The following is a 14,423-nucleotide window of genomic DNA, read 5'->3' on the forward strand; positions in this document are numbered from 1 at the left end:
TTTACCCACTTAAGTATTTTGCAGGGGTATCGGGCCGACAAGCGCCCCTCTTTTTCTTCGTGACAAGGATCTCCTGTGAGCGGACTGCGTGAACGTCAGAAAGCCGAACGCCGGCAAGCTATCAGTAAAGCCGCGGTCGAACTGTTTGAGCGCCAGGGTTTCCAGAACACCACCATCGAACAGATCGCCAGCCAGGCCGGGGTGTCGCCGCCGACGGTGTTCAAGTACTTCGGCAACAAGCAGGAAATCATCCTGGAGATCCTGCACCACGCCGATCAACGCGCGATCACCGACACCCGCAGCCTGATCCACAAAATAGACGACCCGGTCGAAGCGCTCTGCCACTTGGAACGCCTGCTCACGGGCTATGCCCTGGAAGTCATGCACCCCAGCCTTTGGCGTGAACTGCTGCCACTGATCCTGTTCGGCGGCAGCAACGAACTGCCCGCAGGCTATCGGGCCATGAACGATGCGCTCAGGGCCGAAATCAGCGAACTGCTGCGGGAATTGCAGCGGGCCGGCAAGCTGCGCCCGCAACTCGATGTGGAGTTGGCCGCGTTCCTGTTGAATGACTACTCGCACCTGCAACTGTTCAGGCTGGTGAACCAGGAACACCCGGATATCGACGCGCACTCCCTGCAGGTCAGGCGTATCACCGAGCTGGTGTTTTACGGCATGCAGGCCTGATTGCCTCCCGGGTCGAGCCCGGCGCGTACGCACCGGGCCACACGGATCAGCGGTCGCTCTTGATGGCGGTCCAGGTGCGGGTACGGATGCGCTCCGCGGCAGCCGGGATCGGCTCCAGGGCGAACAGGGTCTTGCGCGCTTCGTCCGGCACATACATGTTGGGGTCATTGCGGATGCTGGCGTCCACCAGTGCGGTAGCGTCCTTGTTCGGGTTGGGGTAGCCGATCTTGTTGCTGATGCGCGCAATCACGTCCGGGCGCAGGATGTAATTGATGAACGCATGGGCCTCCGCCAGATCGGGGGCCTTGGCCGGGATCATCATCACGTCCGACCACATCGGCGCGCCTTCCTTGGGCAGTGCCATCTCGACCTTGACGCCCTTGCCAGCGGCATCGGCCAGTCGTGTGGCCAGTGCGACACCGCCGGACCAGCCCACGCCCACACAGATATCACCGTTGGCCAGGTCCATGCCGTAGCGCGACGAGTTGAAGTAACTGACGTAAGGGCGAATCTTCATCATCACGGCCTGGGCTTGCACATAGTCCTCACGCTTCTGGCTATTGGGGTCGAGGCCCTTGTAGTGCAAGGCAATCGGCAGGATCTCGTTGCCGGCGTCGAGGAAACCCACGCCACAACTGGCGAGCTTGGCGAGGTTTTCTTCCTTGAAGATGATGTCCCAGCTGTTCATCTGCACGTCGGGCCCCAGGGCTTTGCGCACCTTGTCGACGTTGTAGCCGATCAGCGTGGTGCCCCACAGGTAAGGCGCGGCATAGCGATTGCCTGAGTCACCTGCGGTTTCCAGGGTTTGCATGAATTGCGGGTCCAGGTGCTGCCAGTTTGGCAACTGCTTACGATCCAGCGGCTGCACGGCCCCGGCCGTGATCAAGCGTCCCAGGTTGGCGGAGCCCGGAAATACCACGTCATAGCCGGAGTTGCCCGTCAGCAGCTTGGACTCCATGGTTTCGACGCTGTCGAACACATCGTAAATCGGGCGAATGCCGGTTTCCTCCTGGAAGCTCTTGAGCACTTCGGGTGGCAGGTATTCGATCCAGTTGTAGATCCGTACGGTTCGTTCTTCAGCCAGGCAAAAACCACTGATGAGCAACGAGGCGACAGTGCCCAGCACGGTGTTACGCAAAAATCTGTTCATGATCAAAACACTCCAGCGCGGCCGCGATGGCTCGCAGCACTTAATAGCGGTAGGTGAAATACAGTTCCAGCGCGCTGAACGTCTGGTCGTTGCCGAACAGCTGTTTGGCGGCGGCCAGTGGCTTGACCCAGTTGTATGACAGCGACGTATAGAACGACGGCGTGGGTGTCCAGTCGAGGAAAACCACACTTTCGTCAGCAAAGCGCCGATCGCTGACCGGTGCGCCCATGTAGTTTTTCTCGTCCAGCCAGAACTGGTAGTGAATCGCGCCGAGGGTCAGGGTTTCGTTGAGGTGGGTCTTGAGGGAGAACTGCTGGACGTTTTCGTTGCTGTTGAACAACAGGTAGTTGCCGACCACGTCCCCGACCAGCCACGTGCTCCAGTCGACGAAGCCTTTGCTCAGTGGGTCCCAGGCTTTTTGCCGGTTGTCGGTGAGGTTGTCGTCGCCGGAAAAGCTCGCGTAGCGGTAGCCAAGGACCGGCGTCAGCGGCAAGGTGTTGAAGGCATAGTCGGCCTGGGCGTACCAGGCGTTGGCATCGTAGTCGACCCCCTCGCCGCTGCCGCGCTCCAGCGCGTACTCGGCATTCAGCGTCAGCGCCTGTACGCCGGGCACCTTGGCGTTGAGCGCCCGCAGGTTGTACACCTGCATCCCGTCCCGACGGCGCGGGAGCGTGCTGCCTCTGGGGCCAAGGGCATTGACCTTCATGGCCATGGCGCCGAGCGTCACCTGGTCATCGAGGTTGTAATCCAGGTTGACGCCGGTCATGCGGAAATCGCCCAAGTCATCATCGGTGCGCAAGGTGAAGGCCTGGGACTTCAGCGCGCCATGATCCCAGGCGAGGATCGCCGAATCCTTGAAGGCGGTGCGCGGGCCGAGCCAGTAGGCGCCATCCTTGTACTGGTCGAGGTTACCGTCCATGACGATGAACCCCGTACCGATCATGTAGTTCTGGCGGCCGGCGGTGAACTTCCACTCGCCGGCGCGAAAACCACCGTAGAGTTCTTCGGTAGCCACCCTGCCGTCGGAGCTGTGGGTAAAGCCTCCCGCATCACCATCACCGAAGGTGCTGGCCGCCACCAGGGAACCGCCCGCCAACAGGCTGAAATCCGGTTGCAGCGCGTACTCGAGTTTGACCCCCGGTTTTACGTAGACCTCTTGCCAGTTGATCCTGGCGCCGCCGTTTTTACCGTTGCGCGCATCGACCTGGCCGCTGCCGAAGTTGACGCCACGGGTAAACAGCGTCGCCCCTCCTGCCGTGAGATTGACTTCACCCTTGAGATCGCCGTCCTCAAAGGTGTAGCCCGCCAACGCAACGTGGGTGGTCAAGGGTAGGCCGAGCGCTAACAGCGCTCGGGAAAAACGCTTGGTGAAAACCATAAGAAGCTCCTGTGGAATTATTGTTGTTACAGGGCAGTCAATGGCGACGCAGGGCGCCGCCAACACCAGGGCAAGCCCGGTGAATAGAACGCAAGACTCTTATTTTTGGGGCGTGGGTCAGTGACTCAGGTGGGCGGCGATCGCGCGCAGCATGCGCACGCTGTCGTTATCGAACGGGCTGACCGCATCGGTGAGCGACGATTGCTTGACGATCACCACGCCGGACGGCTTGTCGATAAACAGGTACTGGCCGTGAATCCCCCCGGCCATCAGGGCTTGGCTGTGGTCGTTGAACACGTACCACTGGCTGCGATAGGACGCACCGGGCGTCCAGCGGGAGAACTCGGCATTTTGCGCGTAGATCGCCGGATCCGCGCCGGCGGCGATACGGGCCACGGTCTCGGGCGACAGCAGCTCAACCCCGTCCTGGCGACCGTCGTTGGCCAGCAGGCGACCGAAGCGCGCCATGTCTCTCAAGGTGGCACTGAAGCCCGCCCCGGCCACGTTACGCCCCCAGGGATCGGCCATGAAATAACCGTCGCGGTCGCACCCCAAGCGCCCCCAGACCTCCTCGAGCATCTGACTGCACGCCTTGCCCGAGGCACGTTCCATGACCCACGCCAAGGCTTCAGTGGTTGCCGTCACATAATGGAAAAACCCACCGTGGCTGCCGCGCTTCCTGAGGGATGGCAAGTACTGGTACAACGACTCGAACTGGGCGTACTGCGCCGGTGCCGGTTGAAAGCCGCAGGCATAGCCGTACTGCGAGCTTTCTGAATTGGGGTCGTCGTAAACCTCGCTGTAGTCGATGCCCACCGCCATGTCGAACAACTGGCGCACGGTGGCATCGCCAAACGCACTGCCCGCCAGTTCAGGCACGTAGTAAGCGGCCGGCAGCTCGGGTTTGAGCACACCGCGTGTCACCAACTGTTCACCCAAGGTACCGACCAGCGACTTGGTCACCGAGAACATGATATGCCGGTCACCGGCGCGCTGACCGTTGAAGTAGCGCTCGAACAACACCCTGTCACCCTGCATCACCAAAAAGGCGTCGGTCTGGCTGGCGACAAGGTGCTCGATGACACGGATGCCCAGCCCACTCTCACTGTCGAAACACAGCTGATCCAGCGCGCGGGGAGCCTCCTGGAGCTGACCGCCAGGCCCTGGCCCTGCCGACACATCAATGCTGGGACGCAGCCGCGCCAGATGACGGAACGCCCACTGACTGAAGGGAGCCCGCATCCAGTTGTTCCACGTTACCCGGTGTTCCGGCGCGGCGGGAAAACCCTGCATCAGCAGCGGCGCCACGCGAGTGGCCAATGAAGACTCATTGGCCTTGACGTAAGAAGTAGCGAGGGAGAATTGGGCTTTATGACTCATCGGGATAACCCTGAAGATGACTCTGCATGAAGCAGATGCAGAGAAATAATTACCCCATATAATATTTTAGTCAATAAATCTTTTTACCGTAAAAATAAATCCCTCTGCACGTAGTGCGCGGGTCGGCTGCAGCCTGGGTGATCACACATTACCTTTGCGTGGGTTGTTACCGTCGATCAAAGCGAAACGGACCACACAGTATTAAATTTTCGTGAGCTTGGATAAGCGCAGTTGCGCAGCGGGAATGGGGTAGATGCCTGGTACATTCGTTTTTGTTTGCCAGCGGGCGACGCCGAAGCGTGTATTCCTTAAATCCCAGGCAAAAAAAAGCCACTCTATTGAGTGGCTTTTTCTTTGTGTTTGGAGCGGGAAACGAGACTCGAACTCGCGACCCCGACCTTGGCAAGGTCGTGCTCTACCAACTGAGCTATTCCCGCGTCTTGGTGATGCGCATTCTATAGAATCCTCATCACCCGTCAACCCCTTGATTCAAAAAAGTTTTATTTCTTTTCAACCTCGGTGCGCAGATGCGGCCAGGCGGCGCGCAAATATTGCAGCATGGACCACAAGGTCAGGCCTGCGGCGATCAGCAGCAAGGCGTAGCCCAGCAATACCCAGAAGGAGAAATCCGACGGGTTGGCCAGCAGGATCACCAGGGCAAGCATCTGCGCCGCGGTTTTCCATTTGCCCATGTTGGACACGGCCACATGGGCACGAGCGCCGATTTCGGCCATCCATTCCCGTAGCGCGGAGACGACGATCTCGCGACCGATGATCACGGCCGCCGGCAGGGTCAGCCAGAGGTTGCCGTGTTCCTGCACCAGCAGCACCAGGGCGACCGCTACCATCAGTTTGTCGGCCACCGGGTCCAGGAACGCGCCAAACGGCGTGCTCTGCTCCAGGCGGCGGGCCAGGTAACCGTCCAGCCAGTCGGTGGCAGCCGCGAAGGCGAAGACCGAACTGGATGCCATGTAGCTCCATTCGTACGGCAGGTAAAACAGCAAAATGAAAATCGGAATGAGCAGGACGCGTAGTACGGTGATCAGATTAGGGATATTCATCGGCACAACTGGCTACGAGGTGAGAAGGCATTCTACTCGCTGTGCAGATTTGCATAAATCAACTCTGCGAGCTTTTTACTGATACCGGGAGCTTTGGCTATTTCTTCGATGCTGGCACGGGACAGCTCCTGCAAGCCACCAAAATGTTTCAACAAGTCCCGGCGCCGGGTCGGTCCGACCCCTGCCACCCCTTCCAGGGTTGAGGTGCGCCGGGTTTTGCCACGTCGGGCACGGTGGCCGGTGATGGCGAAACGGTGAGCTTCGTCGCGGATCTGCTGGATAAGGTGCAGCGCCGGGGAGTCGCCCTTCAAAGTGAACTCATGGGCGGCATCATTCAAGTACAAGGTTTCAAAACCGGCCTTGCGGGTGGCGCCCTTGGCCACGCCGAGCAGGATCAGGTCGGGCACCGCCAGTTCATTGAGCACGTCGCGGGCCATGGACAACTGGCCCTTGCCACCGTCCACCAAGAGGATGTCCGGCAGCTTGCCCTCGCCTTCCTTCAGTTTGCTGAAGCGGCGGGTCAGGGCCTGGTGCATGGCGGCATAGTCATCGCCCGGGGTGACGCCTTCGATGTTGTAGCGCCGGTAGTCGGACTTGATCGGTCCTTCTGGCCCGAACACCACGCAGGAGGCCACGGTGGCTTCACCGCTGGAATGGCTGATGTCGTAGCACTCGAGGCGCTGGGGCGGCTCGTCGAGATTGAGGACTTCGGCCAAGGCGTCAAACCGCGCGGCGACGTGCTGGCGGTTGGCCAAGCGTGCGCCCAGGGCCTGTTCGGCATTGGTCACGGCCAGTTGCTGCCAGCGGGCCCGGGTGCCGCGTACGCGGTGGCTGATGTCCAGCTCGCGGCCGCGCAATTCATGAATCGCCTCGATCAGTGCCGGGAAGTCCTCATGCACCACGTTGACGATCAGCTCGCTCGGCAGGTCGCGCTCGGGGCTGCTGACGTAGTACTGGCCGAGGAACGCCGCCATGACTTCGGCGACCTCCTCTTCTATACCGGTCTGGGGGAAAAAGTTCTTGCTGCCCAGCACCCGGCCGCCGCGCACGCTGATCAGGTGCACACAGGCGCCGCCCGGGTTGACGAAGGCGGCGATGACGTCGACGTCGCCGGTGCCGCCTTCCATGCTTTGCTGGTCCTGCACGCGGCGCAGCAGGGAGATCTGGTCGCGCAGTTCGGCGGCGCGCTCGAAATCCAGGGTGCTCGCCGCTTGCTCCATCGCGCCGGACAGTTCATCGGCCAGGGCGTTGCTGCGGCCTTCGAGGAACATCACCGAGTGACGCACGTCCTCGGCGTATTCCGCAGGCTCAACCAGACCCACGCACGGCGCCTTGCAGCGTTTGATCTGGTACTGCAGGCACGGACGGTTGCGGTTCTTGTAGAAACTGTCTTCGCACTGGCGAACGAAAAATGCCTTTTGCAACAGGCTCAGGCTTTCGCGGATAGCGCCGGCGCTGGGGTACGGCCCGAAGTACTTGCCCTTCTGCTTCTTGGCACCGCGATGGATGCTCAGGCGCGGAAAGTCGCCGTCCGAGAGAAACACGTACGGGTAGGACTTATCGTCGCGCAGCAGGATGTTATAGGGCGGCCGCCATTCCTTGATCAGCGTCTGCTCAAGCAGCAGCGCCTCGGTTTCATTGGCGGTGATGGTGGTTTCCACCTGGGCGATACGCGCCACCAGTGCCGCCGTCTTCGTTGCCAGGCCGGTCTTGCGGAAGTAACTCGCCAGGCGGCTCTTCAGGTTCTTGGCTTTACCGACGTAGAGCAGGCGCGCTTCGCTGTCGAACATGCGATACACGCCGGGACGGCCACTGCAGGTTGCAAGGAACGCACTCGGATCGAACAGCACTTTAGTTTCAGGGGCTGTCATTTCAGGCGCTGGCGTCTACCATGCCGTGGCGTACCGCCAGCAGGGTCAATTCAACATCACTGCTGATGGAAAGCTTTTCGAAAATCCGATAACGGTAGGTGTTCACGGTTTTCGGCGACAGGCACAGCTTGTCGGAGATCGACTGGACTTTTTGACAGCCGACAATCATCAAGGCGATCTGGATTTCCCGCTCCGACAGCGCATCGAACGGCGAGTCGCTGGTGGGCTGGAACGACTTGATCGCCAACTGCTGGGCAATCTGCGGGCTGATGTAGCGTTGGCCGGCAAACACCAGCCGAATGGCCTGGACCATTTCCGCCAGTCCCGCACCTTTTGTCAGATAGCCGGCAGCGCCCGCCTGTAGAAGCCGTGTAGGAAAAGGGTCTTCCTCACACACGGTCACTACCACGACTTTGATATCCGGATGGCTGCGCAACAACTTTGTAGTGGCGCCAAGACCGCCGATCCCAGGCATCTTGACGTCCATCAAAACCACATCGGGCTTCAACTCCCGGGCCTTGATCAGGGATTCCTCCCCTGACTCGGCCTGGCCGACTACTTGCAGGCCATCGATGTCAGCCAGCATTCGTGTAATGCCTGTACGAACGAGATCATGGTCATCGACTACTAGCACCCTAATCAAGCAGACACCTCGCGATATGGTCTTATAGGTTGCTGAACACCTTAGCAAAAAACCACGGCGCAGACCTAGCCGCAAGCGTCATATATATAGAGTTTCAATGCACAACGGGCCGCCGCCGAGTGGCGGGCGGCTCAATTTCCTGGGTAAAAGGTCAGGAATCCGGGGCCGATGACCGGTTTTTTCCATTGGTGGAGAGTGAATGCTCGGCCAGGGTAGAAGTCAGGCGATGGATTGCATCCTGGTCTTCCTTGAACATCGCACGGTAGTTGCCCAGCACTTTTTCTTCGGTTTGGCTCAGGTTTTCCAGTTGGGTCGGCGTCGGCGTGCCGGTCAACACGTACAGGATATCGACACCTCTTTCTGCCACGCGGGACAAGTAATCGGCCTTGGGCGCGCGGCCGCCATTTTCGTATTTCCCCTGTGCGTTAGCTTCTACACCTCCTATTTCACCAAAAGTTTTCTGCGACAGGCCAAGTCGCTCTCTTTCTTGCCTTAACCGGAAACCGATTCCACTCATTTGGATGTATGATCCTATTTGGCACACCCCAAGAGGTGACACACTCATCTCGTTTTACACAAACTTGAACGGTTTTGAACTATGCCCGGTATTCGCACTGCTGCACAAGCCAAGGCTTGGCTTGAACATCAAGGTAAGTCTGTTCAAGCGTTCGCCCGGGAACATGGCGTGGACCCGGCAACCACTTATCAAGTGCTCGCTGGGCGCAAAAAGGGACGGCGGGGAGAAGCCCACAAGGTCGCGGTCCTGTTGGGCATGAAGGACGGGATCATCCCGGTTGAGGACGAAACCGTAAGGCAAGATCAGGAAGTCATTTCTTGAAGTCAGTATGCGCTTATTAAAACCAAGTGCCTGTTTTCCCAAAATTGGCAGTACTCACACCTGATCACGGCCGGCAATTGCGCTCCATGCGCCAGAAGCAATCCTCCGCATCTACGATTTCCAGGCCCTTGCGTTGATACAGTCGTCGCGCCGGGTTGGTCTTGAAAACGGTCAACCGTAAAAGACCCAGCCCTTCCGCGCGCGCCTTGTACACCATCTGCTCGATAACCCAGCCGCCAGCCCCTTGATGACGAAACGCCTCAAGGATGTGTAATTCGCGGATATACAACGCTTTTGGGTCACGACTCAGACTGATGAAACCCAGCACTTGGGCATCGCGACAGATCAACCAATTTTCCCGACCCGCCCAGGCGGTATCGAACCCGGCATCGGACCAAGACAAGTCGTACTGCCGATAATAGCTGCCCATGGCCTGATGGGTCAGGGTTCGGGCGAAGGCCAGGTGCTGGCTGGTTGCAGCCTGTAGTTGAAACGCCATGTGCCTGCGCCTCCTAAATCGCCACCTGTTCCCCGTGCCATTGGCCAGCGCTGCTGCGACGTGCAATCACCAACGAATCGCCCACACCTGGGGCGGCTGCGATCAAAGTGCCGCCAGCCCCCCAGATGGCACTGCGTCCGGCGCACGTCCAGCCACCGGTCGGGCCACCGTGATTGGCCATCAGCACCAGCATTTGATGCTCGGCGGCGTAGCCTTGGAGCAACGTCGTATCGGGAGCGTAGCCGCCTTCGCTGATCAACACACCCGCTGCGTAGATGTTCGCCCCGGCTTCGGCTGCCTGCCGTGGGTGGCTGGGGTGGGAGAAGTCTGCACAGATCGCCAGGGCAATCCGGTCGCCACCCCATTCAAGGACGGCCCCGCCCTGCCCCGCAGCAAAGGCCGCTTCTTCACCGGGATGCAGATGCTGCTTGGTATAGACCGCCACCGAGCCATCCGGCCCCAGCACCAGCACGCCGATCAACACCTCACTGGCGGCCCCCAGGCGAATCGGCATGCCCACCACCGCGGTGATGCGCAACTCACGGGCCATCTCCCGCAGCGGCGTCAATACTTGATCGTCAGGCGCAATCGCCAATCCGGCGGCCAACGCTGGTTCATACCCCGTCAGGGACAGTTCCGGAAACACCAGCAATTGCACACCATGCTCTGCCGCCGTGCGCATGAATGCCAAGTGACGCGCGATATTTCCAGGCACGTCGTCGGCAATTGAGATGGATTGGGCAGCAGCAATGGTCAAGGCAGTCATGGTCGCATCCAGGCAATCATCGTGAAGTCCGTGCAGCATATCGACACTGGGGTCATAGCCGTAAGTACCCACACTTAATAGAAATTACTGATTGAACCCACCCGCTCGCCTCAGTTAAGCTCCCCCCCATCATTTGGAGACACACCATGTTGCAACTCACCCACATTCAGGTTTGCCCTGCTGCCAGCGCCCAGCGCTCGGTCGTGGCTGCCCGTGTGAGCGGTTTGAGTGCACTGGTCAGCTTTTATTTTGGGTATTGGTTTAGCCACTGGCGCGCCTGATACCTGAAATCGGCGCCCACTACTCAAGGGGTCGCCTACCAGAGAAATCTAACCCCCGGTCGGCTCCCCGACCGGGGGTTTTGTTTTTTCAGCCCTTAATTATTTTTGCCACACACCGAACACTTAAAGGACTCACGACATGAACTACGCCACCTATTACCGCTACGACACCTCCACCGCCTGGCGATTTAGCAAGCTCCGTTCGGGACAGCCTGCCGCCTCCGATCGGTCACCTATTGGTGGCAAGCCAACACACGTAGCCAATACGGCCAATTGTCGAACACCCCAGTAGGGCAGAGCGCGCGGGAACAGCCCGCCGCTTGCCCAGGAAGCCCGAATATGAACGCCTCGATCGCCGCTCTGCCTGTTACCACCCTGTCCTGCGCCAATGAAGCGCTGACCCAGCGTTTGCCCAGTGCCCTTGAGCTCAAGCACCAACTGCCCCTGAGCCCATTCCTCAACGAACAGATCCACGCCCATCGCCAAGCCGTGCGCGCCATTCTCCAGGGCGAAGACTCACGCCTGCTGGTGATCGTCGGCCCGTGCTCGATCCACGACCCGGAATCGGCCATGGAATACGCGCGCAACCTGAAAAAACTGGCCCATGAAGTCAGTGACCAGATGCTGCTGGTGATCCGCGCCTACGTCGAAAAACCCCGCACCACCATCGGTTGGAAAGGCCTGGCCTACGACCCACGCCTGGATGGCAGCGACGACATGGCCGCGGGCCTGAGCCTGTCCCGGGAACTGATGCGTGAAATGCTGCGCCTGGGCCTGCCGGTGGCCACCGAGCTGCTGCAACCGATGGCTGCCGGCTACTTCGATGACCTGCTGAGCTGGGTCGCCATTGGCGCGCGCACCACCGAATCGCAGATCCACCGCGAAATGGCCAGCGGCCTCGGCATGCCCGTGGGCTTCAAGAACGGCACCGACGGCGGCGTCGCCATCGCCTGTGACGCCATGCGTTCCGCCGCGCACCCGCACCGCCACTTCGGCGTCGACAGCCAGGGCCATCCGGCAATCATCCAGACCCCAGGCAACCCCGATACCCATCTGGTACTGCGCGGCGGCCACCGCGGGCCGAACTACGATCGCCAGAGCGTGGCCCAGGTACACGCCGACCTGGCCAAGAGCAAAGTCGCGCCACGGATCATGGTCGACTGCAGCCACGCCAACAGCGGCAAAGACCCGCTGCGCCAACCGGCGGTGTTCAACGACGTGCTGGAGCAGCGCTTGCAGGGCGACACCTCGCTGATCGGCATGATGATCGAAAGCCACCTGTTCGAAGGCTGCCAGCCGTTGAGCCCGTCGATGAAATACGGCGTGTCGATCACCGACGGCTGCCTGGGCTGGGATGGCACCGAACAGTTGCTGCGCAGTGCTGCCGAGCGGCTGCGGGCACACAATCCCGCCTGACAATGAAGATCAAATGTGGGAGCGGGCTTGCTCGCGAATGCGGTGGTTCAGCCAGCATATGCATCAACTGGCACACCGCTTTCGCGAGCAAGCCCGCTCCCACACTGGATCTTCACTTACTTGACTAACGTGGGTACAGCGCCTCATCAAACTGCTCGAGCTTGGGAAACACCAACGGCTGGTCATCCGCCAGCCCTTCCAATCGCTGCTGGTAACGGTGCAAAAAATCCTGCCGAGCCTCGGCGCTGATATACGGCACATGCCACGCCACAAACGGCTCGAGCACTTCAAACCCGACATACGCCAGCGTGCCACGCAGGATCGGCCGCAGCATGTCCTCCAATGGTCCATGAATCGCGCCCTCGCCAAACATATGCTCACGTCCGCCGAGGGTCACCGTGACCAGCGCTTTCTTGCCCGCGAGCCCGCCCTGATCATAAAACCGCTTGCCGCCGTAACACACGCCCGACACCAGCACCCGGTCAATCCAGCCCTTGAGCATCGCCGGCGCCGAGAACCAGAAGATCGGGAAGTTGAGGATCAACAGATCGGCCCACAGCAGTTTGTCCAACTCCTGCTGGATATCCGCCGCGATGGATTGGCTTTTCACCCCCAGGCGCTGCTCCAGGGCATACACCAGGTACTCGGGGTTTTCCCGCGAGGTGAAGTCCGAGGCGCTGGCGACGGGATTCCAGTGCATCGCGTACAAATCACTGACCTGCACCTCATGCCCCTGCGCTTGCAGGGTAGTGATCGCCTGGTCACGCAAGGCCGCAGTAAACGACTGCGGCTCGGGATGGGCATGGACAATCAACACCTTCATAAAAACTCCTCAAGAAGTAAGCGCGGCCCGTTCGGCCAGCAAATGGTCGAGCCAGTTGGGGTCCATTTCCGGCTCCGATGAAAACAGCAGGCCGGTGTAGTCCTGATACGGCGGGGTGAAGATCGCGCTGCGGCTGCCCTGGTCCACCACCCGCCCCCGCTGCATCACCACCACTTCGTCGGCGATGGCGCGCACCGTGGCCACGTCATGGGTGATGAACAGGTAGGCCACGCCCAACTGCTGCTGGATTCGGTTGAGCAGTTTCAGCACGCCCTCGGCGACCAACTGATCCAGGGCCGAGGTCACTTCGTCGCAGATGATCAGCTGTGGGTCGGCCGCCAGGGCGCGAGCGATGCAGATCCGTTGCTTCTGGCCGCCGGACAGTTCTCGGGGCTGACGCTCCATGAACGTGGCCGGGTCCAGCTCGATCATCTCCAGCAACTCGGCGACCCGGGCGCGCATGGCCTTGCCCTTGAGGCCGAGGTAGAAGGTCAGCGGCCGGCCGATGATGTCGACGATGCGCTGGCGCGGGTTCAGCGCGGTATCGGGAATCTGGTAGATCATCTGGATCCGCCGCAACTGCTCCTTGCTGCGCCGACGAAAGTCCGCCGGCAACGCTTCACCGTCATACAGCACCTGCCCCGCCGTAGCCGGCAGCAACCCGGTAATCACACGTGCGGTGGAGCTTTTGCCGCTGCCGGACTCACCGATCACCGCCAACGTCTGGCCGCGATGCAAGCTTATCGACACGTCATGCAGCACCGGCTGATGCCCGTAGCTGGCGCACACCTGACGCACTTCCAGCAACGGCACCTGCTGCTGCGGACAGGCCTTGGGCTCGGTGCGAAAACTGCGTACCGCCCACAGGGATTTGGTGTAGTCCTGCTGCGGCGCACTGAGCATGGTGCGAGTCTCGGCCTCCTCCACCCGCTTGCCATGGCGCAGCACCATGATGCGGTCGGCCATCTGTGCCACCACCGCCAGGTCATGGCTGATATACAGCGCGGCGCTGCCGAAGGTTTTTACCGCATCGCGAATCGCCGCCAGCACTTCGATCTGGGTGGTGACGTCGAGAGCGGTGGTGGGTTCGTCGAAGATGATCAGGTCCGGGTGACAGGCCATCGCCATGGCGGTCATCACCCGTTGCAGTTGCCCGCCGGACACCTGGTGCGGATACCGTTGACCGATGGTTTCCGGATTGGGCAGGCGCAGCACGCGGTACAACTCCACCGCATCCCGTTCAGCCTGGGCGCGACTGATACCGCCATTGATCACGGCGGTTTCCACATGCTGGTCAATCAGCCGGTGGGCCGGGTTGAACGACGCGGCGGCGCTCTGCGCAACGTAGGCAATCCGCAGTCCTCGAAGCTTGCGCAAGGCTTCGGGTTTGGCCTGCAGCAGCTGAATGCCGTCAAAGCACACCGAGCCACCGGTGATGCGGCAACCGTCGCGGGCAAAGCCCATGACCGCCAGGCCCAGGGTTGATTTACCCGCGCCAGACTCACCAATCAACCCCAACACCTCGCCCCGCTGCAAGGTCAAATCGATGCCCTTGATCAACGGATGCCAGGCGTCTTCGTAATGCCCTTCAATCTGCAGGTTGCGGATTTCCAGCAATGGCTTGTCCATC

Annotated in this window: 15 protein-coding genes and 1 tRNA gene; 4 read left to right on the top strand and 12 right to left on the bottom strand. The window is 60.5% G+C overall.

The features are described from left to right. Positions 1-75: 75 nt before the first annotated feature. Positions 76-687, top strand: coding sequence for a TetR/AcrR family transcriptional regulator (locus D109_RS0101940; RefSeq protein ID WP_017475416.1), 612 nt, complete (start codon positions 76-78; stop codon positions 685-687). A 46-nt stretch (positions 688-733) separates the two neighbouring features. On the opposite strand, the gene D109_RS0101945 is transcribed toward D109_RS0101940, so the two are convergent. From D109_RS0101945 to D109_RS0101980, 8 genes are all read right to left on the bottom strand, one after another. Next, positions 734-1,837, bottom strand: a complete 1,104-nt coding sequence (locus tag D109_RS0101945; protein WP_017475417.1) for a polyamine ABC transporter substrate-binding protein — start codon at positions 1,835-1,837, stop codon at positions 734-736. 40 nt (positions 1,838-1,877) lie between these two features. Next, positions 1,878-3,215, bottom strand: coding sequence for an alginate export family protein (locus D109_RS0101950; protein ID WP_017475418.1), 1,338 nt, complete (start codon positions 3,213-3,215; stop codon positions 1,878-1,880). Between the two features lie 117 nt (positions 3,216-3,332). Further along, positions 3,333-4,595, bottom strand: coding sequence for a serine hydrolase (locus D109_RS0101955; RefSeq protein WP_026077722.1), 1,263 nt, complete (start codon positions 4,593-4,595; stop codon positions 3,333-3,335). A 361-nt stretch (positions 4,596-4,956) separates the two neighbouring features. After that, positions 4,957-5,032, bottom strand: a tRNA-Gly gene (locus D109_RS0101960). Between the two features lie 63 nt (positions 5,033-5,095). Next, positions 5,096-5,656: a CDP-diacylglycerol--glycerol-3-phosphate 3-phosphatidyltransferase gene (gene pgsA / locus D109_RS0101965; RefSeq protein WP_003208929.1), complete on the bottom strand. Its 561-nt coding sequence runs from the start codon at positions 5,654-5,656 to the stop codon at positions 5,096-5,098. Positions 5,657-5,688: 32 nt separating this feature from the next. After that, positions 5,689-7,527, bottom strand: coding sequence for an excinuclease ABC subunit UvrC (gene uvrC, locus D109_RS0101970; RefSeq protein WP_026077723.1), 1,839 nt, complete (start codon positions 7,525-7,527; stop codon positions 5,689-5,691). 1 nt (position 7,528) lies between these two features. Beyond that, entirely contained in the window at positions 7,529-8,170 is a 642-nt protein-coding gene (uvrY, locus tag D109_RS0101975; RefSeq protein WP_008436066.1) for a UvrY/SirA/GacA family response regulator transcription factor, read from the bottom strand. A 151-nt stretch (positions 8,171-8,321) separates the two neighbouring features. Beyond that, positions 8,322-8,687, bottom strand: a complete 366-nt coding sequence (locus D109_RS0101980; protein WP_026077724.1) for a helix-turn-helix domain-containing protein — start codon at positions 8,685-8,687, stop codon at positions 8,322-8,324. Between the two features lie 81 nt (positions 8,688-8,768). Here D109_RS0101980 and D109_RS0101985 point away from each other — a divergent pair, with 81 nt between their 5' ends. Continuing rightward, positions 8,769-9,008, top strand: a complete 240-nt coding sequence (locus tag D109_RS0101985; protein ID WP_003208935.1) for a DNA-binding protein — start codon at positions 8,769-8,771, stop codon at positions 9,006-9,008. Between the two features lie 64 nt (positions 9,009-9,072). Here D109_RS0101985 and D109_RS0101990 read toward each other — a convergent pair whose 3' ends face one another. Together D109_RS0101990 and D109_RS0101995 are read right to left on the bottom strand one after the other, a co-directional pair. Beyond that, the gene (locus tag D109_RS0101990; RefSeq protein WP_017475423.1) at positions 9,073-9,507 is read right to left on the bottom strand and encodes a GNAT family N-acetyltransferase; all 435 of its coding nucleotides are present in this window, start codon (positions 9,505-9,507) and stop codon (positions 9,073-9,075) included. Positions 9,508-9,520: 13 nt separating this feature from the next. Continuing rightward, entirely contained in the window at positions 9,521-10,273 is a 753-nt protein-coding gene (locus D109_RS0101995) for a carbon-nitrogen hydrolase family protein (protein WP_017475424.1), read from the bottom strand. 146 nt (positions 10,274-10,419) lie between these two features. On the opposite strand from D109_RS0101995, the gene D109_RS1000000134785 reads away from it, so the two are divergent. Both D109_RS1000000134785 and D109_RS0102005 read left to right on the top strand, forming a co-directional pair. Next, a complete protein-coding gene (locus tag D109_RS1000000134785) occupies positions 10,420-10,554 on the top strand; it encodes a hypothetical protein (RefSeq protein ID WP_017475425.1) in 135 nt (44 codons plus the stop codon). Positions 10,555-10,893: 339 nt separating this feature from the next. After that, complete coding sequence (locus tag D109_RS0102005) at positions 10,894-11,970, top strand: 3-deoxy-7-phosphoheptulonate synthase (protein WP_017475426.1); 1,077 nt, start codon at positions 10,894-10,896, stop codon at positions 11,968-11,970. A gap of 124 nt (positions 11,971-12,094) precedes the next feature. Here D109_RS0102005 and D109_RS0102010 read toward each other — a convergent pair whose 3' ends face one another. Both D109_RS0102010 and D109_RS0102015 read right to left on the bottom strand, forming a co-directional pair. Continuing rightward, a complete protein-coding gene (locus tag D109_RS0102010) occupies positions 12,095-12,793 on the bottom strand; it encodes an NAD(P)H-dependent oxidoreductase (protein ID WP_017475427.1) in 699 nt (232 codons plus the stop codon). Positions 12,794-12,802: 9 nt separating this feature from the next. After that, positions 12,803-14,422, bottom strand: a complete 1,620-nt coding sequence (locus D109_RS0102015; protein ID WP_017475428.1) for an ABC transporter ATP-binding protein — start codon at positions 14,420-14,422, stop codon at positions 12,803-12,805. Position 14,423: the final 1 nt, after the last annotated feature.

The organism is Pseudomonas sp. PAMC 26793 (assembly GCF_000313235.1).
GTDB classification, from domain to species: Bacteria; Pseudomonadota; Gammaproteobacteria; order Pseudomonadales; family Pseudomonadaceae; genus Aquipseudomonas; species Aquipseudomonas yamanorum.

What these genes read in the sequence shown, in the direction of transcription:
- D109_RS0101950 (WP_017475418.1), bottom strand. Translation starts at nt 3,215, where the DNA reads ATGGTTTTCACCAAGCGTTTTTCCCGAGCGCTGTTAGCGCTCGGCCTA.
- D109_RS0101955 (WP_026077722.1), bottom strand. Translation starts at nt 4,595, where the DNA reads ATGAGTCATAAAGCCCAATTCTCCCTCGCTACTTCTTACGTCAAGGCC.
- D109_RS0101985 (WP_003208935.1), top strand. Translation starts at nt 8,769, where the DNA reads ATGCCCGGTATTCGCACTGCTGCACAAGCCAAGGCTTGGCTTGAACAT.
- D109_RS0102015 (WP_017475428.1), bottom strand. Translation starts at nt 14,422, where the DNA reads ATGGACAAGCCATTGCTGGAAATCCGCAACCTGCAGATTGAAGGGCAT.
- D109_RS0101990 (WP_017475423.1), bottom strand. Translation starts at nt 9,507, where the DNA reads ATGGCGTTTCAACTACAGGCTGCAACCAGCCAGCACCTGGCCTTCGCC.
- D109_RS0102010 (WP_017475427.1), bottom strand. Translation starts at nt 12,793, where the DNA reads ATGAAGGTGTTGATTGTCCATGCCCATCCCGAGCCGCAGTCGTTTACT.
- D109_RS0102005 (WP_017475426.1), top strand. Translation starts at nt 10,894, where the DNA reads ATGAACGCCTCGATCGCCGCTCTGCCTGTTACCACCCTGTCCTGCGCC.
- uvrC (WP_026077723.1), bottom strand. Translation starts at nt 7,527, where the DNA reads ATGACAGCCCCTGAAACTAAAGTGCTGTTCGATCCGAGTGCGTTCCTT.
- D109_RS1000000134785 (WP_017475425.1), top strand. Translation starts at nt 10,420, where the DNA reads ATGTTGCAACTCACCCACATTCAGGTTTGCCCTGCTGCCAGCGCCCAG.
- D109_RS0101995 (WP_017475424.1), bottom strand. Translation starts at nt 10,273, where the DNA reads ATGACTGCCTTGACCATTGCTGCTGCCCAATCCATCTCAATTGCCGAC.
- pgsA (WP_003208929.1), bottom strand. Translation starts at nt 5,656, where the DNA reads ATGAATATCCCTAATCTGATCACCGTACTACGCGTCCTGCTCATTCCG.
- D109_RS0101945 (WP_017475417.1), bottom strand. Translation starts at nt 1,837, where the DNA reads ATGAACAGATTTTTGCGTAACACCGTGCTGGGCACTGTCGCCTCGTTG.
- D109_RS0101980 (WP_026077724.1), bottom strand. Translation starts at nt 8,687, where the DNA reads ATGAGTGGAATCGGTTTCCGGTTAAGGCAAGAAAGAGAGCGACTTGGC.